A 19,040-nucleotide genomic window follows, 5' to 3' on the forward strand; every position below is an offset into this window, starting at 1 on the left:
CGACCCAAAGAAAACCCAAGGAGCACCATCATGAGCACCATCCAGCGCACCGCCGTCCTCACCGGGGCAACCTCGGACCGGGGCATCGGCATCACCACCGCCCGCCGCTACGCCAGCCAGGGCTGGGCCGTTGTCATCCTGGACCTCGACGGCGAGAAGTCCGCCAAGGTCGCCGCCGACATCGGCAATGAATTCAACGTCCCCGCCTTCGGCCACGAGATCGACGTCGCCAACGAAGCGTCCGTGACCGCCGCGCAGGCCGCCGTCGCCGCCGAAGTCACCGCCGGCAACCTGCCGCCGGTGGGCGCCCTGGCCAACATCGCCGGCATCACCTCGCCCGTTCCGTTCCTGGAAACCACCCTTGAGCTCTGGCACAAGGTCATGGACGTCAACGCCACCGGCACCTACCTGGTAACCAAGGCCTTCCTGCCGGACATGATCGGGAACGGCTGGGGCCGCATCGTGAACATGTCATCGGTCTCCGCCCAGCGCGGCGGCGGCGTGTTCGGCAAGGTTCCCTACTCCGCAGCCAAGGCCGCCATCCTCGGCTTCACCAAGGCGCTTGCCCGCGAGCTCGGCGCCACCGGCGTCACCGTCAACGCCATTACCCCGGGCGCCGTGGACACTAACATCCGCGTAGGCAGCACCGAGGAACAGGAAGCCGCCATCAACGCCGGCATCCCGCTGGGCCGCAACGCCACCACGGAGGAAGTCGCGGCCGTGATCACGTTCCTGTCCTCCGAGGACTCTGCCTACCTCACGGGCACCACCGTGGACATCAATGGCGGAAGCCACATGCACTAGGAGCCCACCGGAACCCACCTCCACCCGGACGACCGCACGTCAGAGAGCCCACCATGACAAAAATTTTCAATGACCCCTCAGATTTCGCCGAGGAGGCCCTGGCGGGCTTTTGCGACGCCCACGCGGACCTGGTGCGCCAGGTCCCGGGCGGCGCGGTGCGGCGCTCCCGCCCTGCGCAGCCCAAGGTTGCCGTCCTTGCCGGTGGCGGGTCAGGGCATTACCCGGCTTTCGCCGGCCTCATCGGAACAGGTTTGGCCGACGGCGCCGTGGTGGGCAATATCTTCACCTCCCCTTCGGCGCAGCAGGCGCACGCCGTGGCCAAGGCAGCAGAGTCCGGAGCCGGCGTCGTCTTCACCTACGGGAACTACGCCGGGGACGTGATGAACTTCGCCATGGCCAGCGAACGCCTGGCTGCAGAGGGCATAGCCGTGGAGAACGTCCTGGTGACGGACGACATCGCCAGCGCGCCGGCGTCGGAATCAGAAAAGCGCCGCGGCATCGCCGGCGACTTCACCGTCTTCAAGGTCATGGGGGCCGCCGCCGAGCGCGGTGACAGCCTGGCCGACGTCGTTCGCCTGGGCCGCAAGGCCAACCGCCTCACCCGCACTATCGGCAGCGCCTTTGCCGGTTGCACGTTCCCCGGTGCGGATTCACCGCTGTTCTCCCTGCCCGACGGGCAGATGGGGCTTGGCCTGGGAATCCACGGCGAACCCGGACTTTTCGATACGGACCTGCCGCCGGCAAAGGCGCTGGGTGAAGAGCTTGTGGCCCGCCTGCTGGCAGAGACCCCGCCCAACGCGGGCGGTCGGATCGCCGTCATCCTCAACGGACTGGGGTCTACAAAGCACGAGGAGCTCTTCGTTCTCTGGGGCACCGTGGCCCCGCTGCTCCGGGCGGCCGGATACACCCTGGTGATGCCGGAAGTCGGAGAACTCGTCACCAGCCTGGACATGGCCGGGGTTTCGCTCACCGTCACCTGGCTGGATGGGGAGCTGGAGCCGTTGTGGCTCGCCCCGGCGGAAACGCCAGCCTACCGCCGCGGCAACACAGTCGGGGAAGCCGGAGCGGCGGCCGAGCAGGGAACGTCCGACGCCGACGCAACTTCCGCCCCGTTCGTGGCTACCGGTGCCTCCCGGGACTATGCCACAGCATGCCTCGCCGCGCTGGAGGCCACGCAGTCCCTGCTGCACGACGCCGAGGAGCGGCTTGGCAGGATGGACGCGGTTGCCGGCGACGGCGACCACGGACGCGGCATGGTGCGGGGGATTGACGCTGCCGCGGCGGCTGCTTCCGCAGCCCTTGGGCACGGGGCCGGTGCCGGCGATGTGCTGGCGGCCGCCGGTGATGCCTGGGCGGATAAGGCAGGCGGGACCTCCGGCGTCCTGTGGGGAGCCGGCCTGCGGGCCTTCGGCGAAGCTGTGGGCAACAGTTCGGCGCCGGAACCTGAACAGCTGGCAGCTGCAGTAAGGGCCTTCGCTGACCGGATTGTTGGGCTCGGGAAGGCCGAGGCAGGCGACAAGACCATGGTGGACGCATTGCTGCCTTTTGCTTCCGGCTTTGCCGGCCTGGTGGCAGCAGGCGCGGAACCGGGCCGGGCGTGGCAGGACGCCGCCCGCGACGCCACGGCAGCAGCCGAAGCCACAGCCAGCCTCATGCCCCTCAAAGGCCGGGCCCGCCCGCTGGCCGAAAAGAGCCTGGGCACACCGGACCCCGGCGCAACCTCGCTGGCCATGATCTTCACCGTCATGGGCCCGCACCTCACCGCCGCCGCATCCCGGGAACCCGTTGGAGTGCGGCCTTGAACACTGAAGGAAGAACCATGGGACTGAGACTTGTTGTTGGTGCGGACGAGGCGGGAGTCGATTACAAGGACAAGGTCCTTGAGGACCTCCGGCAGGATCCCCGGGTCAGCGAAGTGATTGATATTGGAGTCAACCGCTCCGATGCTCCGGATGACTTCACCAGGCCGTACCCGTACGTGGGTATCGCGGCCGGAGAAATGATCAGGGACGGTGCCGCGGACCGGGCGATCCTCTTTTGCGGCACCGGCATCGGTGTGGCCATCGCGGCGAACAAGGTGGAGGGAATCAGGGCCACCGCGGCGCACGACTCCTTCTCCGTGGAACGCTCTGTCCTGTCCAACGACTGCCAGGTCCTGACAATGGGCCAGCGCGTGGTGGGCATCGAACTCGCGCGCCGGCTTGTCCGGGAGTGGATCGGCTACACCTTCGACCCTGCCTCCGCATCCGCGGGAAAGGTCAAGGTCCTGACGGACTTCGAAGCCTGCTAGGCCCTGTGCTTTTGCCAAGGCCTGTCCAGCTGCAGGAAGGATCACGATGGAGACTTACCGGTTCAGGGACTGGAGCCGCCTGATCGGCATTCCGGTGGAGGTCCGGAAGGACTTTGAGCACGTCCGGTCGGGCGTGGTGGACGATGCCATGGAGGATTCTTCAGCCCTGTGGCTCGCCGCGGATGCTTCCTCAGGCCGGGCGCTTTTCGCAGCTGCCGAGGGCTACGAAGTGTGGATCCGGCCCCGGGAGCTGGAAGGAAGGCTGTGCTACAAGATGGCCGCGGCCCTGCGGCCAATTCCTGCAGGTGCCACAGGCCGGGCATAGCCACAAGTGGGCGTGTCCATATGCTCAAGGGCTGTGATTCGGGGAGGCCTGTTCCTACACTGGGGTGATGATCACAGTCACCGGAAGTGTGGAAACCAAACTGTCCGCGGAAAAGGCCTTTGCCTTCCTGAGCGCGTTCGAGAACACCAGCGAGTGGGACCCTAACACCCCGGTCATGGATAAACTGACGCCCGGTCCGGTCGCCGTGGGGCACCGGTACCACGCCGAGTCCGAATTCCGGGGCAAGCGCCAGTCGCTTGAATATGAGGTTATCGAGCTCACCGAGAACCACATCAAGCTCCGCGGCCACAATAAAACGGTCACGGCCTTCGACTCGATCGACGTCAGCCCCAGCGGCACCGGTTCAGAGGTGAAGTACACGGCCGAGTTCAGCATCAACGGCCCGGCCAAGATCATCCAGCCGCTCCTCAAGCCTGCGTTTATGTCCTTGCGGGACCCCGCACTGAACGGAATCCGGGACACGCTCAACTCGCTGGCAGCTGCCTGAGCCAACGCATGCCAATCCAACGCCGGGCGGCCGCACCCGCGGCCCTTCGGGATGGTGGCCCTTCGGGATGGCGGCTCAGTGGGCAGCGGCTGCGAACAACTCCCGGAGCTCCCGCCGGGGATCGTCCTCTACCCGGAGCTCCTGGTCCAGGATCGCCGTGGCCCGCAACGGTCCATACTCCGGCCATTCCAGTCCGGGCAGCCGGGGAACTCCGGCCTCCGCGAAGGACGCCCACGCACCGCTCATGGCCTCGCTCAGGGAGGCCGGCGCCTTGCCGCGGGTGAGGAAGGCTGCCTGCGGAGTCTCCACGTGCCGGAAGACGAACGGGATGTCCAGTGCGTGGCAGGCGCCCAGCTTTCCGCCCATGGCCGGGCTGCGCCAGGTGAAAAGGTAGGAGAAGTTCCTGCCCTCGGATCCGCTCCGCGCGTCGAGGAGCCTGTTGCTTGGCTGCCGGTACACGGAATCGGCAATGGCGGCCTCCAGCAGCTGCCTGCCGCTCGGTTCGGCGTCCAGGACCTGCTCGAGGGCGGCCGCGTAGCCCGCGGTGTGCCCCGGCTGGAGGCCGCCGGTACTGGCCAGCACGGCCGCGGCCCTGTCCGGGTAGCCGGGGTCTCCAGGTGCGGGCGGCCGCATTTCAACGGCGAAGGAGCCTTCATTGAGGTTCGTCCCAAGCAGCAGGTCCACCCCTGTGTTGAGCCCGCCGCGCACCGCGTCCAGGGGAGGCCGTGGAAGTGAAGGGGTCCCGGCAGCGGGCTGGAATGGCAGGGGAACCGCGAATGTCACGGCCGCCGTCCGCTGCACCAGTTGCTCCTGGGCTTCCAGGATCCGTTCAACGGGCAGGGCAAGGATCTCCCCGGCCCGGGTCCGGTCCAGGCCGCACAATTCCAGGAACTCCGCACACACGCGGGCGGACTCCTGCGGGCTCCGGTAGCGTTCCGCGGTGCCGCTCTGCATGATGGCGCGCCTGAAAAGGCCGGCCGACGACGGCATGCCCAGGAGGGTGCCGACGGCCGCCGCCCCGGCCGACTCCCCGAACAGCGTGACGTTGCCGGGGTCGCCGCCGAAAGCCGCGATGTTGCCCTGCACCCACCGCAGCGCTTCCAGCAGGTCCAGGAGGCCAAGGTTTGAGGAGTCCTCATAACCGGCGCCCAGTACATCCGCCAGATGCAGGAAGCCCAGGGCGCCCAGCCGGTAATTGACCGTGACCACCACGGTGCCCGTCGCAGCGGCGAGGCCGCCGCCGTCGTACATCACGTCACTGTTGGAGCCGGAAAGGTAGGCGCCGCCATGAACCCACACCATCACAGGCCGGGCCGTGCCCGCGGTGCCGGGGGTCCAGATGTTCAGGTTGAGGCAGTCCTGCTCGCTCCACGTCCGCGGTTCCTGGCCGGGCGGGGCGGGGGATTCGGGGTTCTGCGGCGCGGCCGGACCGGGTGCCGTGCAGTCACGCACCCCCTGCCATGGAGCTGCGGGCACCGGCGGGCGGAAGCGCCGGGATCCTGTCGGCGGCCCGGCGTACGGTATTCCCAGGAAACGGTGGACGGTTGTTTCTTCCACTGCCACCGTGGTTCCGCGGACTGTTCCCGTCCGTGGGTGGGCGTCTGTCATGGTTGACACCTTAGGTCTTTCCCGGCGGGCGTGCGGTTGAGGGGCGAAACTGCCCGCATTCCGCTACGTGGGTGGGTATGGGCCCCGCGAATCACTGTGCGCCTGGACCAGGGGGGAACTGCTCAACGGTGCCCTGGCGGGCACGCCCGCGTCAGCGCAATGTTCGTTGACCCCCTGGGCCAGCGCGTCACGGTCCCTGGCGGGAAGCCCTGCCAGTCCGGCACAGTAGTCCCTGATTTCCTGCTCCGAGGCGTCGCCGCCCAGGGCCAGATGGTCCAGCCAGAGCCTGCCCGGGTCCAGCCCATGCTCAAGTATCACCGCACCGGTCAGGGCCTGCTGGTCCACGCTGTCCATCGTCCGTCCGTCCCCTCGGGATAGTTCTCCTCCCAAGGGTTTCGGAGCGGCGACGGCTGCTGGATGGGTGGGTTGGGGTGCTGGTCAGGCCGGCTGGACTGCCGGCTCCCGCACTGACTGGGCGGAAAGTTCCCGTGACCGGCCGCCAAGCCAGCGTGCACTCTCTTTGGGGGTGCGTTCCTGGGTTTCCCGGTCCACGGCGATGAGCCCGAACTTCGGACCGTAGCCGAACACCCATTCGTAGTTATCGAACGCGGTCCAGGCGATGTAGCCGTGCACCTCGATGCCGTCCGCAATGCAGGAGGCAACGCCGTCGACAGCTGCCTTCAGGTACGCCACGCGCTGCGTGTCATCCTCGGTGGCCAGGCCGTTCTCGGTGACGATCACGGGGATGCCGGCGATCCGGTGTGCCTCCCGGATGGTTGCCTCGAGGGCCTGCGGGTAGATTTCCTCGCCCATCTGGTTGGTTTCCGCGCCCTCCGGCGCCGGCACGTGGCCGTTCGGGCCGTAGACCGTGCGGCCGTAGGTCTGGATCCCCACAAAGTCGTCGCCCCGGGAGGCCTCCAGGAAGCGCTCGTTGACGTCGCGGCGCACCTGGTCAGCAAGTTCCTGGCCCCCCTCGATGGACTGGATGTCGGAGTTCGCGAGCGTCCAGCCCACGGGAATATCGGGGCGGCGGGCCTTGATGGCAGCGGTGGCGGCACGGTGCGCCGCCACCTTCACGTCGAATCCGGCCTCCGTGGAGGAGAACTGGAACGGGGCAATGGTGGAGGCGTCCACGCCCAGGCGATCCGCGGCTGCGGCCCACACCGGCACGGAGCCGCGGTTTTCCGGGGCGACGCCGCCAATGCCGAACGACTCGAGCAGCCAGGGCAGGTTCGGTTCGTTCAGGGTGCAGGCGACGCCGATGAGGTCACCCAGGTGCTCCATCACCCGGTCGCAATACCTGGCAAAGAGCCCGGCCGTCCGGGAGCCTTCCCAGCCGCCGAGGGCCAGCAGCCAGCGCGGGGACGTGAAGTGGTGGAACGTGACCACTGGGACGAGGCCGTGCTCATGGCAGGCCTTCAGCATGCGGCGGTAGTGGTCCAGCTCGGCCGTGGAGAAGAGTCCTTCTTCCGGCTCGATGCGTGCCCATTCGACGGAGAAGCGGTAGCTGGTGAACCCCAGGCTCGCGATCAGTGCGATGTCCTCGCGGTAGCGGTGGTAGTGGTCCACCGCATCTCCGGACGGTTCGGAGAACATGCTGCCGGGGAGGTGCTCCAGGAACCAGGTGTCGCTGTTGACGTTGTTTCCCTCCACCTGGTGGCCGGCGCTGGCGACGCCCCAGAGGAAGTCCTGCGGGAATGGTGATGCCGTGGTCATGTGGTTCCTTTCGGGTCAGCGCCGACGAACAGCGCACGGGCCTCTCTGCCCTGGCTTCCAATCCTTTCCCGTGAGGTGACCGGGGCCACAATACTTTTTCAATCAATGACATTCTCATGTGAGTGCCCAGTAAGCCCGGCCGATGCTTGTGAAGAGCCGGCGAGCAGCCAGCCCCCCACAGTTCTTCTCCGATGTCACATCAGAATGCAAAGGCGCACTACATGAAACTCCTGAACTCCACTGCCCGTGCGAGCTCCGCCGTTCTGGCCGGCGCGCTCCTGCTGGGATCATTGACCGCCTGCGGCGGCGGCTCCAGCCAGGCCACTGCCAAAGTGGATACCAGCACCCTGACCCTCGCCATCGACAGCGACTCGGCCTCGTTCGGCTTCGACCCGCTGCGCGTCTCGGCTGCCCAGCGGCAGTTCTTTGAGGGCCTCTACGAAAGCCTGATGGCTTTGCAGCCGGACGGCTCCGCAGGTCCGGGCCTGGCCAAGGAGTTCAGCTACAACGCAGACAACACGGTCCTGACGCTCACCCTCAAGGACGATGTGACCTTCACGGACGGCTCAAAGCTCGACGCCGAGCTGGTCAAGGCGAACCTGGACCGCCGGTCTGACCCCGCATTGAGCGCGTACTCGGCGGTGGCCAAGGGCGGCGCCCAGGAAATCACCTCCGTTGACGTGGTCAGCCCCACCCAGGTGGCCCTGACCTTCGCCAAGCCCCAGCCGGGATTCGAGAAGAACCTGGCATCCACCACCGGCATGATCGTGGGCAAGAACGGCGTCACCGACTCCGCCAGCCTCGCCGCGACCCCGGCAGGCTCCGGCCCCTACACGCTGGATCCCTCCACCGTGAAGGGCAACAAATACGTCCTGGTGAAGAAGGCGGACAGCCCGGAAGCCTCCAGGTACGCCTTCGACAAGGTCATCTTCAGCGTGGTCCAGGACCCCCAGGCGCGGGCAAACGCGCTGGTGTCCGGCCAGGCGGATGTGGCCATGCTGACCTCCTCAACAGTCGACTTCGCCAAGTCCAAGGGCGTAGGTGTGTCCCAGATCGGCGGCACGGTCAACACCATGATCTCCTTTGACAAGATAGGCAAGACCGCCCCGGCGTTCGCGGAGGAGAAGGTCCGCCAGGCGATCCAATACGCCATCAACCGCCAGGCCCTGGTGGATGCGCTGCACAAGGGTGACATCCCCGCCTGGAACGCACTGCCCAAGGACTCCGCCGGCTTCACCAAGGACCTCGAAACCTCATTCGCCTACAACCCGGAAAAGGCCAAGAGCCTGCTGGCCGAGGCCGGCTACCCGGACGGCTTCGACTTCACCATCATCGCCAGCGCCCAGACCCAGACGGACCTGCAGGCAGTCCAGAAGGACCTCGCCGCCGTCGGAATCACCATGAACGTGAAGATGGCCTCCTCCACCGACGAAGCCTTCGCCGCCGTCGCCACAACCCCGCTGGGCTACGCGCCGCTGAACTGGGACAACCCCGTTGGCGTCATGTACGGAGCAGTCCTCAACGGCTTCACCAACGTCCAGAAGGCCACCGACGAGCAGCTTAGTGCCGCCACCGGCGAACTGGCTGCCGCCAAGGACGACGCCACCGTCAAGGCCGCGGCCACCAAGCTGAACACCCGCCTGGTGGAATCCGGTTGGATGATCCCGCTTTATGAAGCACTGACCAACCAGGGCTACAACACCAAGAAGGTGGCCCCGGTGGAGTTCGCCGGCACCAACGCCTACCCGCTCCTCTCGTCCTACACACCGGCCAGCTAATTCCCGCTCCCGTCGGGCGGGCTCGCACAAGAGTCCGCCCGGCGGGGCCTGACCGATGGAGGTCACCATGGCACTATTCATCACCAAGCGCCTGTTGATGGCGGTGGCCACCGTGCTGGTGGTTGCGGTGCTGGCATTCCTGCTGGTGCACGCAATGCCTGGCAGCCCGGGAGCCGTATCCCTCGGTGCCGGCGCCAGCCAGGAAGCGATCGCTGAAGTCAACCAGCGCCTCGGCTGGAACGATCCGCTCCTGGCCCAGTTCTTCACGTGGCTCGGCGCCGCCGTCCAGGGCGACTTCGGAATCTCCCTCATTGACGGACGGTCGGTCAGTGCGGACCTTGCGAGCAGGCTCCCTGTCACAGCATCGCTTGCTGCCGGAGCAACGCTGCTCAGTGCTGTTCTTGGGATTGGACTGGGCGTCACCGCGGCTGTCCGCGGCGGCATGGTGGACCGCATCATCGGCGGCGTCTGCGGCATCGCCGTGGCCCTCCCGGCCTTCTGGATCGGCATCATCTTTGTCTACCTCCTGGCGGTCCAGTCCTCCGTTTTTCCGGCCACCGGCTATGTTCCGTTCGAGGCCTCGCCACAAGACTGGGCACTGTCACTGGCACTGCCCGTAATCACCTTGGCCGTGGGCGGGGGTGCGTTCATCGCCCGACAAACCAGGGCATCCATGCTTGAGGCGCTGCAGCAGGAACACATCCGGACCCTCCGGGCCACGGCCACCCCCACCTGGAAGATCCTGTACGTCCACGCCCTGCGCTATGCCAGCCTTCCGATCGTGGCCGGCATCGCGCTGCAGTTCATCCAGCTTTTTGGCGGCTCCGTCATCGCCGAGCAGCTGTTCGCCATGCCCGGCCTGGGCCAGGCCGTCCAAAACTCCGTCAGCACCCATGACGCCCCGTCCGTGCAGGGCGTGGTGGTGATCGCCACCGTGGTGGTGGTCGCCGTGAACCTGGTGCTGGAACTCGCCACCAAGTTCCTCGACCCGAAGTTGCGTGCCTCATGATCCCCAACGTTGCCCCCGCACCCGCAGATTCAGCGGAGCCGACGGCGGCTGCCGTCCCACCCAGGGCCCCCCGCCAAAGCGCGGCGAAGAAATTCGCCGGCAGCAAGCTGTTCGCCTCACCGGCAAGCGTCGCCGGGGTCCTCTGGCTTGCCGCCCTGGTGGCCGCCTCCCTGACCGCACCTCTCTGGCTGCCCTACAAGACCGAGGACCAGGACTTCACCGCTATCCTGTCCGGACCCACCGCCGCGCACTGGCTCGGCACAGACGAACTTGGCCGGGACCTCCTCAGCCGCATTTTCGCGTCCGCCGCCGGCACGCTGGGGACGTCCATGATCACGGTGATAGTCGCCGTCGGCCTCGGAACCCTCCTGGCCATGCTGGCGGCTGCCGCCGGTGACCGTGTGGAAACAGTCATCAGCCGCGTCACCGAAATCGTGATGTCCCTGCCCGGCACGGTCATCATCCTGGCCGTTATCGGTGCCGTGGGAACCAACATCCCCCTGATCATGGCCATCCTCGGCGTGCTGATCTCCGCGGGCATGTACCGGGTCATGCTGGGCCAGGCCAAGTCCCTCCAGTCCCAGCTCTACGTGGACGCAGCAAAGGTGGACGGTGCCAGCACGCTGGGCATCAGCCTCCGGCACGTCCTGCCCGGACTGACGAACACCATCGTGGTGCAGAGCGCCCTGATCTTCGCCGTCGGCATGCTCATCCAGGCCGGCCTTGCGTTCATCGGCTTCGGACCGCCCATTCCCGAACCGAGCTGGGGCGGCATGATCCAGGGCGCCTCCCAGAACGTCTACAACGCCCCGTGGCTCATGGTTCCCACCGGTGCCGTGCTGGCGCTGACGGTCCTCGCGGCCAATGCGATCGGCAACGCCCTCGGCAAGGCACCCAACGCCACCGCCTCACACTTGCCCTCGGCTGCGGCACGGCGACAGCGCGCCAAAGCGGTTGCCGCTAATGCTGCGGCTGCTCCGGCTGCGAAAGATGCACCAAAAGACACGCTCAGCGTCCGCAACCTCTCCGTCGGCGTTGACTCCATCGGTGCGGGCAACGGAGTCCGCCTGGTCACCGACGTCTCCTTCGACGTCGAACCCGGCACCGTGCTGGGCCTTGTTGGGGAATCAGGCTGTGGAAAGACCATGACCGCGCTGTCCCTGCTGGGGCTGCTGCCGTCCGGAGTTTCCGTGACCGGCGGCCAGATCCTCTGGAACGGCAGGAACCTGGCTGCTGCAACGGACAAGGACATGGAAAGCGTCCGTGGACGCGAGGTCGCGCTGATCTCGCAGGAACCCATGCGCGCCCTGGACCCGATGTTCACCGTGGGCTACCAGCTGACCGCCGCCATCCGGCGCCTCCGCGGAATGGGCAGGGCCGAGGCGAGAGCCGAAGCCCTTGCCCTGCTGGAGAAGGTGGGCATCGTGGACGCCGCGCGCATCCTGAAGACCTACCCGCACCAGATCAGCGGCGGCATGGCCCAGCGCGTGTCCATTGCCCTGGCGCTGTCCGGCCGGCCCCGGCTGCTTGTTGCGGACGAGCCCACCACAGCGCTGGACGTCACTGTCCAGGCCGAGATCCTTTCCCTGCTGCGCGGCCTGGTGAAGGACACCGGAATGTCCGTGGTGATGGTGACCCACGACCTCGGCGTGGTGGCCGACCTCTGCGACCAGGTGGCCGTGATGTACGCCGGCGAGGTGGTGGAGAACGGCCGGACGGACAGCATCCTGGACAACCCGCGGCACCCCTACACCCTGGCCCTGCTGGCGGCGGACCCGCATGCCAACCACGCCTCGGACATGCCCGAGCGACTGGCAACCATCAGCGGCCAGGTTCCCCAGCCCAAGGACTGGCCCAGCACCTGCCGGTTCGCCGCCCGCTGCCAGTTCGCCGGCTCCGCGTGCACGGTGCCCGTCCCGCTGCTTCCGTCCGGCACCGGGGACGGGTTGGTGCGCTGCGTCAAGGCGGACGAGCTCGCCGTCGAGGGCCTGGACTGGCTGGCCACGGACGTGCCCAGCCACCACGTCCTGAACCTCGTTGAAGCCAAGACAGCCGAAAAGGACCACGCATGAGCACCGCAACCTCAGTCCGCCCTGAAGCACCAGTGCCGGCCGCCGCCCAGCCCCTGCTGGATGTGAAGGACCTGGTGGTCCGCTACGGCCGCGGACGCAAGGCAGCCGCGGCGCCCGCCGCCGTCGACCGCGTCAGCTTCAGCATCGCGCCCGGGGAAACCGTGGGCCTGGTGGGGGAGTCCGGCTCGGGCAAATCCACCATCGGCAAGGCGATCCTGGGGCTGCAGCAAGTCTCAGGCGGGACCATCACCTATGAGGGCACGGACATCACGTCCGCCGGCGCCGCCCAGCGCAGGGCCCTGGGCGGGGAACTGCGGGCCGTCTTCCAGGACCCCAATTCCTCGCTGAATCCGCGGAACACCGTGGGCTCTTCGCTGGCAGAACCGCTACGGCTCCGCGGCGTGGGCGCTGCCGACGCCCGGCAGCGCGCGGAGGACATGCTGGAACGCGTGGGGCTTCCGCGTGATGCCGTGGACCGGTACCCCAGCCAGTTCTCCGGCGGCCAGCGCCAGCGCATCTCCGTGGCGCGGGCCCTCATCTGCGATCCTAAGCTGGTGGTCTGCGATGAAGCCGTGAGCGCACTGGACCTCTCCACCCAGGCGCAGGTGCTGAACCTCCTGGCCGACCTGCGCGACGAACGCGGCCTGGGCTATCTGTTCATCGCCCACGACATCGCCGTGGTCCAGTTCCTGGCCCAGCGCGTCGTCGTCCTCTACCGCGGGCAAGTGATGGAAAGCGGACCTGCCGCTGCCGTCACCGAAAACCCCAAGCACCCCTTCACGCAGGCGCTCGTCGCAGCGTCACCCGTGCCGCGGCCTGCCGAACAGGCTGCACGCCGCGAAGCCCGGGAGTCGCTCGGTGTCCGCACGGGAGCAGCCGCCGTGCCAGCGCCCGGCGGCTGCCCCTTCCGGCTCCGCTGCCCGCTGGCCACGGACCTCTGCGCGGCTGAACGCCCCGCCCTCCGCACGGTGGGCGGATCCGCCGTCGCCTGCCACTACGCCACCTGATTCCCGGCGCAGGTCCCCAGACTTCCCTGCGCCAACCCTGAGAACGTCAATGCTTACGAGTACAGAAACGGAAAACCATCCCATGCCACTGGCACCCTGGCAAGCAGCCATGATCACCCCCGCTGAGGATTTCGACGGCGCCCCGTTCCTGCGGAAGGAGTTCCAGCTCGCGGAGGGGCACGGCGGCCTAGCCCGGGCCACCCTGCGCGCCACGGCTTTTGGCGTCTATGAGGCGCTCATCAACGGGGTTCCCGTGGGTGAGGACGTACTGAGCCCCGGCTGGAGCTCGTATGAATGGCGGCTCCGCTACCGCAGCTACGACGTGACGTCCCTGCTGGGGCCCACCACGGTGATCGGGGTGTCCCTGGGGAACGGCTGGTACCGCGGACGCCTCGCCTGGCACGGTATGTCCAACCTCTACGGCAGCGAGCTGGGGTTCTTCGGGCAGTTGGACATCGAGTTCGAGGACGGACACATCCAGACCGTGGCGTCTGATTCCTCCTGGCAGTCCGGCCCTTCAGCAACCACCTTCAACGATTTCTACGACGGGCAGACCATCGACGCGCGCCGGAACCAACCAGGCTGGGCGGCGCCGGACTTCGACGCCGGCGCGGGTCCAGGCAGCTGGGCCGGGGTGCGCGCCCTGGAGTTCGACGCCGGCCGGCTGGCTGAGCCGGTCAGCCCGCCGGTCGTGCGCACCGGCGTCGTCAATCCTGTGAAGGTGTTCATCTCGCCCAGCGGCAAAACACTGGTTGACTTCGGCCAGAACCTGGTGGGCTGGCTCCGGTTCACCGTCCAGGGCGAGGCAGGGCAGACCATCACCGTGCGCCATGCGGAGGTGCTGGAGGACGGCGAGCTGGGCGTGCGTCCGCTCCGCTCTGCCAAGGCCACGGACACGTTCATTCTCTCTGGCGGCGAGGACTTCTTCGAACCGACCAAGACGTTTCACGGCTTCCGCTATGCAGAAATCTCCGGCTGGCCTGGCACGCTCACTGAGGATTCGCTGGAGGCAGTGGTGGTCCACTCGGACCTTGAGCGCACCGGCACCTTCGAGTGTTCCAACGAACTGGTGAACAAGCTGCACCGCAACATCGTCTGGGGCCTGCGGGGCAACTTCCTGGACCTGCCCACGGACTGCCCCCAACGGGACGAACGGCTCGGCTGGACAGGGGATATCGCCGTCTTCGCGCCAACCGCGGCATTCCTCTACGACGTCAAGGGCTTCCTGCAGGACTGGCTCCTTGACCTCGCCGCCGAGCAGAAAGCAGCCGACGGCCTGGTGCCCATCACCGTCCCGGACGCCCTGAAGTACTGCCCGCAGCCGCCCGAGTTTCCGTCGCCGGAATCCTCCGCGCTCTGGAGCGAAGCGTCGGTTTGGGTTCCGTGGGCGCTCTGGGAGGCTTACGGGGACAGAACGGTCCTGGAGAACCAGTACGAATCCATGGCCTCGCACACACGCCGGGTGGAGGGCCTGCTCTCAGACACGGGACTCTGGGATACGGGTTTCCAGTTCGGCGACTGGCTGGACCCCGACGCCGAGCCGGACAAGCCGTGGGATGCGAAGGCGGACACCGGCGTGGTAGCCACCACGTGCATGTTCCGTACCGCCTCCATCACCGCCCGGACGGCGCGGCTGCTGGGCCGCCAGTCGGACGCGGAGTACTTCGAACAGCTGTCGGCGCGTGTCCAGGCCTCCTTCCTGGAGCACTACGTGTCCGGCGACGGCACAATCCACAGCGACTGCACCACGGTCTATGCGCTGGCGATTGCCTTCGGGATCCTTCCCAGCCGGGAGCACGTCGACTTTGCCGGAGAACGCCTCGCCGAGCTGGTCCGGAAAAACGACTACCGCGTCTCCACCGGCTTCGCCGGCACCCCCTTCATCACCCACGCCCTCACCGATACCGGACATGCGGACGAGGCCTACCGCCTGCTCCTGGAGGAGGGCTGCCCGTCCTGGCTCTACCCCGTGACCATGGGCGCCACCACCGTCTGGGAACGCTGGGACTCGATGCTGCCGGACGGCACCATCAACCCGGGCGAGATGACCAGTTTCAACCACTACGCCCTGGGCGCGGTGGCGGACTGGATGCACAAGACGGTCGGCGGTATAAAGCCTTTGGCGCCCGGATATGGCAAGGTTCTCATCGCACCCGTACCTGGGCAGGGCATCGACTGGGCCAAGACCTCACTGAAGACCCCGTACGGAACCATCCGCGTGGAATGGAGGCTCGACGACGGCGCGTTCCACCTCGAGGCGACCGTACCTCAAGGGGTGGAGGCCGACGTCGTACTTCCGGACGGTGAGCCCCGCACCTTCCAGGGCGGCACCCACAGCTTTGATCACCGTATTGTGGCCGTCAACCTGGACAACCAGGGAAGCCGCTGATGGGCCGGAGCGGCCAGCCGGAGACCGTTCAACAACTGCGCCTCGGAGAGATCCGGATGCGCGACCCGTTCATACTCGAGACGGTTCCAGGTGAGTTTGTCCTGTTCGGGACCAGCGACGAGAACGTCTGGGGCGGACCAGCGACTGGCTTCGACTGCTACACCAGTAAGGACCTCGATCATTGGGATGAACCCATCGCCGCGTACCGCCCACCACCGGGCTTTTGGGCGGACACCCAGTTCTGGGCGCCGGAGGTTCATGCTCTGGAAGGACGGTTCTTTATGTTCGCCACCTTCGCTACCTCCACCGGTGCGCGCCCCCGTGGAGTCGCAGTCCTTGTCTCGGACCATGCCACTGGCCCCTACCAGCCATGGAGTGACGGGCCGGTGACACCGGCAAACGAATCGTGCCTGGACGGAACCCTTTACGTCGATGATGACTCCACGCGCTGGCTTGTCTACAGTCGCGGGACGGAAGGGACATCCGACAGCCTGGGGATCGCCGACGGTGAAATGTACGCCCTCCGGCTGTCACAGGACCTGCGCGCCGGCGTTGGTGAGCCGATCCTGTTGTTCGCCGCCTCCTCGGCGGGCTGGACCCGGCCGCTGCGGTTTCCAGAAGGGGTGGAACCTCCGAAGGGCCTGCACCTTGCCAAAGATCCCCTGTTCACCGACGGGCCCTTCCTGCTCCGCTCAAACGAGGGGACTCTGCTGATGCTTTGGTCGAGCCATGGTGAGGCAGGGTACGCGATGGGCGTCGCCGAGTCGGAGGGCGGAACCATCACGGGGCCCTGGATTCAGCACGAGGACCCCCTGTGGTCCAGCAACGGAGGTCACGGCATGGTTCTCCGCGCGTCCACCGGGCGAGACTACCTGGCCTTCCACTGGCCGAACAACACCCCGGACGAACGCGTCCAGCTCACCGAGGTCCACATCAACGGGGCCACCATAAAGATCCTGTGACCAAGGCCCGTACTGAAGCCAGGCTTGTCCGGATCCCGGCAGGCAGGCCCCATGCCACACCGCTTTCCCGATCAGGAGACGCCCACCCTATGTACTCCAACCCCATCCTTCCCGGCTTCAACCCGGATCCGAGCATCGTCAGAACGCCGGACGGCTACTACGTTGTCACATCCTCCTTCGAGTACCTTCCCGCGCTTCCCATCTATCACAGCATGGACCTGGAAAGCTGGCGGCTTGTCGGCCACGTGGCCACGCGTGAGCACCAGGTCCAGCTTGCGAACGTACCCACGCCGGGAGGTGTCTGGGCACCAACACTGCGGCACCGCGATGGTGTGTTCTACCTGATCGTCTCTGTGTTCCTCGGCGGCCGCGGGTGCGTCCTGTTCACGTCCACCGACCCCGCCGGGCCTTGGAGCGACGGAACGGTCATCGCGTCCGTCGACGGCATCGACCCCGATCTCGCCTGGGACGATGAGGGAACCGCGTATGTGACGTTCGCCCGGCACCCTGATGCGATCCAGCAGGTCCGGGTGGACCTCGCCACCGGTGAAGCGCTGGAAGCACCACGCCCCTTGTGGCCCGGCAGCGGGCTCTATGCGCCCGAAGGCCCGCACCTCCACCGGCGCGGCGAGTGGTGGTACCTGCTCGCGGCTGAAGGCGGGACCGACCGCGGCCATGCCGTCACAGTCGCCCGCTCACGCCGGCCGGAAGGCCCCTTCGAACCGGCGCCGAACAACCCCATTCTCACTGCGGCGGGGACGGGTTCGCCTGTACAGAACACCGGACACGCAGACTTTTTCGAACTTCCCGACGGCGGAACGGGCATGACCCTGCTGGGCGTCCGTCCGGTAGGGCTCACGCAGGCATTCTCACCCCTGGGCCGGGAGACCTTCCTGACCACGGTGGAGTGGATCGACGGCTGGCCCCATGCCCGCCTCCCGCACGTTGCCGGCACAGGCCCGGAACAGATCGAGTACGACTTCGCCAACGGCGCAGGCCTGGAAGATCCTGCCTGGATGGCCGTCCGCAGGATGCCCTCAGAATTCGCTCACCCCACACCCCACGGCCTGGTTGTCCGGGGCGAAGGGAACACGCTGGACGCACCCCGGCCCAGCTTCCTCGCCCAGCGGCAGCGCCACCTCGGCATCGAATGCAGGGTGGTGCTCGATGTCAGTGCCGGCACTGGCGGCCTCGCCGTGCGCAACGCCGAGGATAACTGGTTCGGCATTGAAGCTGCACGGGAAGGCGAAGCCATCAGGGTCACGGCCCGCGCGGTCGTGGCGAGCTTCGAACGCTCCTGGGAGGCCGAGGTGCCGGATGGGGACCTTGAGCTGGCAATTCTGACAAGCCCGCCACCGCGGGATTTCAGCGCGGGTGCCGTAGGCGGCGACAGAATCCGCCTTCTCGTCCGTTCCTCAGCGCCCCACTCCAGCACAGAGGAGGTGCTGCTCACCGAACTCGACGGCAGGCACTGGTCCTTTGAAACCGCCAAGGCGTTCACGGGTAGGGCCTTCGGTGTTTTCGCCATCGAAGGCGAAGTCCTGGTACGGCGGCTGGACTACTGCGGCGCAGACTGACCAGCCCGGACAACCGGGGCCAGCGCATCCTACCCCTGGGAGTGGGTCCGCACGTCGGGGCTGACCTCCGCGTGGTGGCCGAGGTTCCTCGAGACGGCGCGTGCCGCGGCGCGGACTGCCGGGGCCAGGACGTTCGGGGGAGTGGACCCGTCCGGGACCACGATGGACAGCGCGGCCACCACCGAACCCTGGGCGTCGAATACGGGCGAGGCAACTGAAACGGTCCGGGAGGGCAGGCTGCGGCGGATCATGGCGATCCCCGTGCGCCGAACATCGGAGAGCGTGCGGCGCACCTGGCCCTCGGGCATGTCCGGAACTCCAGGCTCGTTTTCGGGAGGCTTCCGCAGGATGGCCTCCTGGAATTGTTGATCAGCGCCTGCCAGCAGGACCAGGCCGACGGCGGTGGACCGCAGCGGAGCCCGGCCGCCCACCCGGTACGCCACCTCGGTTGCGTCCTTGGAGGACAGCCGTTCGATCAGCACCGCCTGTTCGTTGTCACGGACGGCCAGCAGGACGTGGTGCCTGGTCACCTCGAAAAGGTCCTCCAGGTAAGGGAGCGCGATTTCCCGCACGCCATGCCCGCGCGGCGACAGCGACGCGACCTCCCAAAGCCGGACCCCCACAACGTACCGGCCGTCGTCGAGCCTTTCCAGCGCGCCCCACGCAACCAGGCGGGCAATCAGCCGCAGCGCGGTGGGTGCGGGCATCCCCGCATAGCGGGCCATCTCGGACAGCGTCAGGGCGCGACGGCGGTCGGAGAAGACTGCGAGCAGGCTGAGGGCGCGGTCCACCACCGGTTCGCCCTGCTTGGGCCGCTTTCCGCGGGCGGGGGTGGTTTCGGTGTCCGGCTGGACGGTCATGGCTTGCTTCCTTGCAGTGTTTGTACGTGAGCTGCGTTGATACGTGAGCTACCCCACAATACTATTCCAACCAATGAAAGTCGGCTGTGGGGTGCAGGTGCCCGCGCAGGAAGCTGGAACAGTTACTGCCACACG

At 67.2% G+C, this 19,040-nt stretch carries 16 protein-coding genes; 12 read left to right on the forward strand and 4 right to left on the reverse strand.

All coding sequences use genetic code 11. The features are described 5' to 3' along the window. The first annotated feature begins 30 nt into the window (after positions 1 to 30). The 5 genes from ABRP28_RS17625 to ABRP28_RS17645 all read left to right on the forward strand — a co-directional run bounded on the left by ABRP28_RS17625 (position 31) and on the right by ABRP28_RS17645 (position 3,927). Entirely contained in the window at positions 31 to 804 is a 774-nt protein-coding gene (locus ABRP28_RS17625) for an SDR family NAD(P)-dependent oxidoreductase (protein ID WP_350001170.1), read from the forward strand. Positions 805 to 857: 53 nt separating this feature from the next. Then, positions 858 to 2,606, forward strand: coding sequence for a dihydroxyacetone kinase family protein (locus ABRP28_RS17630; protein ID WP_350001168.1), 1,749 nt, complete (start codon positions 858 to 860; stop codon positions 2,604 to 2,606). A 17-nt stretch (positions 2,607 to 2,623) separates the two neighbouring features. After that, positions 2,624 to 3,094, forward strand: coding sequence for a ribose-5-phosphate isomerase (locus ABRP28_RS17635; protein ID WP_231456141.1), 471 nt, complete (start codon positions 2,624 to 2,626; stop codon positions 3,092 to 3,094). Between the two features lie 46 nt (positions 3,095 to 3,140). After that, positions 3,141 to 3,419, forward strand: coding sequence for a hypothetical protein (locus ABRP28_RS17640; protein ID WP_350001166.1), 279 nt, complete (start codon positions 3,141 to 3,143; stop codon positions 3,417 to 3,419). Between the two features lie 67 nt (positions 3,420 to 3,486). Further along, a complete protein-coding gene (locus ABRP28_RS17645; protein WP_231456143.1) occupies positions 3,487 to 3,927 on the forward strand; it encodes an SRPBCC family protein in 441 nt (146 codons plus the stop codon). Between the two features lie 75 nt (positions 3,928 to 4,002). Here the strand turns inward: ABRP28_RS17645 and ABRP28_RS17650 are convergent, their stop codons facing one another. From ABRP28_RS17650 to ABRP28_RS17660, 3 genes are all read right to left on the reverse strand, one after another. Continuing rightward, on the reverse strand, positions 4,003 to 5,535 hold the full coding sequence (locus tag ABRP28_RS17650) for a carboxylesterase family protein (protein WP_350001164.1): 1,533 nt from the start codon (positions 5,533 to 5,535) through the stop codon (positions 4,003 to 4,005). A gap of 63 nt (positions 5,536 to 5,598) precedes the next feature. Next, on the reverse strand, positions 5,599 to 5,889 hold the full coding sequence (locus ABRP28_RS17655; RefSeq protein WP_350001162.1) for a hypothetical protein: 291 nt from the start codon (positions 5,887 to 5,889) through the stop codon (positions 5,599 to 5,601). A gap of 84 nt (positions 5,890 to 5,973) precedes the next feature. Further along, positions 5,974 to 7,251 carry a family 1 glycosylhydrolase gene (locus ABRP28_RS17660; RefSeq protein WP_350001159.1) on the reverse strand — a complete coding sequence of 426 codons (1,278 nt, stop codon included), beginning with the start codon at positions 7,249 to 7,251 and terminating at the stop codon, positions 5,974 to 5,976. Between the two features lie 221 nt (positions 7,252 to 7,472). On the opposite strand from ABRP28_RS17660, the gene ABRP28_RS17665 reads away from it, so the two are divergent. From ABRP28_RS17665 to ABRP28_RS17695, 7 genes are all read left to right on the forward strand, one after another. Beyond that, positions 7,473 to 9,029, forward strand: coding sequence for an ABC transporter substrate-binding protein (locus tag ABRP28_RS17665; protein ID WP_350001156.1), 1,557 nt, complete (start codon positions 7,473 to 7,475; stop codon positions 9,027 to 9,029). A gap of 55 nt (positions 9,030 to 9,084) precedes the next feature. Next, entirely contained in the window at positions 9,085 to 10,038 is a 954-nt protein-coding gene (locus ABRP28_RS17670; protein WP_350001154.1) for an ABC transporter permease, read from the forward strand. Further along, entirely contained in the window at positions 10,035 to 12,110 is a 2,076-nt protein-coding gene (locus ABRP28_RS17675; RefSeq protein ID WP_350001152.1) for a dipeptide/oligopeptide/nickel ABC transporter permease/ATP-binding protein, read from the forward strand. Before ABRP28_RS17670 ends, ABRP28_RS17675 begins: the two co-directional genes overlap by 4 nt. Continuing rightward, the gene (locus tag ABRP28_RS17680) at positions 12,107 to 13,117 is read left to right on the forward strand and encodes an ABC transporter ATP-binding protein (protein ID WP_350001150.1); all 1,011 of its coding nucleotides are present in this window, start codon (positions 12,107 to 12,109) and stop codon (positions 13,115 to 13,117) included. The genes ABRP28_RS17675 and ABRP28_RS17680 overlap by 4 nt, the downstream gene beginning before the upstream one ends. A gap of 82 nt (positions 13,118 to 13,199) precedes the next feature. Continuing rightward, complete coding sequence (locus ABRP28_RS17685; protein ID WP_350001148.1) at positions 13,200 to 15,506, forward strand: family 78 glycoside hydrolase catalytic domain; 2,307 nt, start codon at positions 13,200 to 13,202, stop codon at positions 15,504 to 15,506. Next, positions 15,506 to 16,468: a glycoside hydrolase family 43 protein gene (locus tag ABRP28_RS17690; RefSeq protein ID WP_350001146.1), complete on the forward strand. Its 963-nt coding sequence runs from the start codon at positions 15,506 to 15,508 to the stop codon at positions 16,466 to 16,468. Before ABRP28_RS17685 ends, ABRP28_RS17690 begins: the two co-directional genes overlap by 1 nt. An 89-nt stretch (positions 16,469 to 16,557) precedes the next feature. After that, complete coding sequence (locus tag ABRP28_RS17695) at positions 16,558 to 18,045, forward strand: family 43 glycosylhydrolase (RefSeq protein ID WP_350001145.1); 1,488 nt, start codon at positions 16,558 to 16,560, stop codon at positions 18,043 to 18,045. Between the two features lie 29 nt (positions 18,046 to 18,074). On the opposite strand, the gene ABRP28_RS17700 is transcribed toward ABRP28_RS17695, so the two are convergent. Beyond that, positions 18,075 to 18,905, reverse strand: coding sequence for an IclR family transcriptional regulator (locus tag ABRP28_RS17700; protein ID WP_350001143.1), 831 nt, complete (start codon positions 18,903 to 18,905; stop codon positions 18,075 to 18,077). Positions 18,906 to 19,040 lie beyond the last annotated feature (135 nt).

This window comes from Pseudarthrobacter sp. WHRI 8279, from assembly GCF_040224115.2.
Classification (GTDB): domain Bacteria; phylum Actinomycetota; class Actinomycetes; order Actinomycetales; family Micrococcaceae; genus Arthrobacter.

Coding starts and splice junctions, on each gene's coding strand:
- ABRP28_RS17625 (WP_350001170.1), top strand. CDS start 31: ATGAGCACCATCCAGCGCACCGCCGTCCTCACCGGGGCAACCTCGGAC.
- ABRP28_RS17630 (WP_350001168.1), top strand. CDS start 858: ATGACAAAAATTTTCAATGACCCCTCAGATTTCGCCGAGGAGGCCCTG.
- ABRP28_RS17635 (WP_231456141.1), top strand. CDS start 2,624: ATGGGACTGAGACTTGTTGTTGGTGCGGACGAGGCGGGAGTCGATTAC.
- ABRP28_RS17640 (WP_350001166.1), top strand. CDS start 3,141: ATGGAGACTTACCGGTTCAGGGACTGGAGCCGCCTGATCGGCATTCCG.
- ABRP28_RS17645 (WP_231456143.1), top strand. CDS start 3,487: ATGATCACAGTCACCGGAAGTGTGGAAACCAAACTGTCCGCGGAAAAG.
- ABRP28_RS17650 (WP_350001164.1), bottom strand. CDS start 5,535: ATGACAGACGCCCACCCACGGACGGGAACAGTCCGCGGAACCACGGTG.
- ABRP28_RS17655 (WP_350001162.1), bottom strand. CDS start 5,889: ATGGACAGCGTGGACCAGCAGGCCCTGACCGGTGCGGTGATACTTGAG.
- ABRP28_RS17660 (WP_350001159.1), bottom strand. CDS start 7,251: ATGACCACGGCATCACCATTCCCGCAGGACTTCCTCTGGGGCGTCGCC.
- ABRP28_RS17665 (WP_350001156.1), top strand. CDS start 7,473: ATGAAACTCCTGAACTCCACTGCCCGTGCGAGCTCCGCCGTTCTGGCC.
- ABRP28_RS17670 (WP_350001154.1), top strand. CDS start 9,085: ATGGAGGTCACCATGGCACTATTCATCACCAAGCGCCTGTTGATGGCG.
- ABRP28_RS17675 (WP_350001152.1), top strand. CDS start 10,035: ATGATCCCCAACGTTGCCCCCGCACCCGCAGATTCAGCGGAGCCGACG.
- ABRP28_RS17680 (WP_350001150.1), top strand. CDS start 12,107: ATGAGCACCGCAACCTCAGTCCGCCCTGAAGCACCAGTGCCGGCCGCC.
- ABRP28_RS17685 (WP_350001148.1), top strand. CDS start 13,200: ATGCCACTGGCACCCTGGCAAGCAGCCATGATCACCCCCGCTGAGGAT.
- ABRP28_RS17690 (WP_350001146.1), top strand. CDS start 15,506: ATGGGCCGGAGCGGCCAGCCGGAGACCGTTCAACAACTGCGCCTCGGA.
- ABRP28_RS17695 (WP_350001145.1), top strand. CDS start 16,558: ATGTACTCCAACCCCATCCTTCCCGGCTTCAACCCGGATCCGAGCATC.
- ABRP28_RS17700 (WP_350001143.1), bottom strand. CDS start 18,905: ATGACCGTCCAGCCGGACACCGAAACCACCCCCGCCCGCGGAAAGCGG.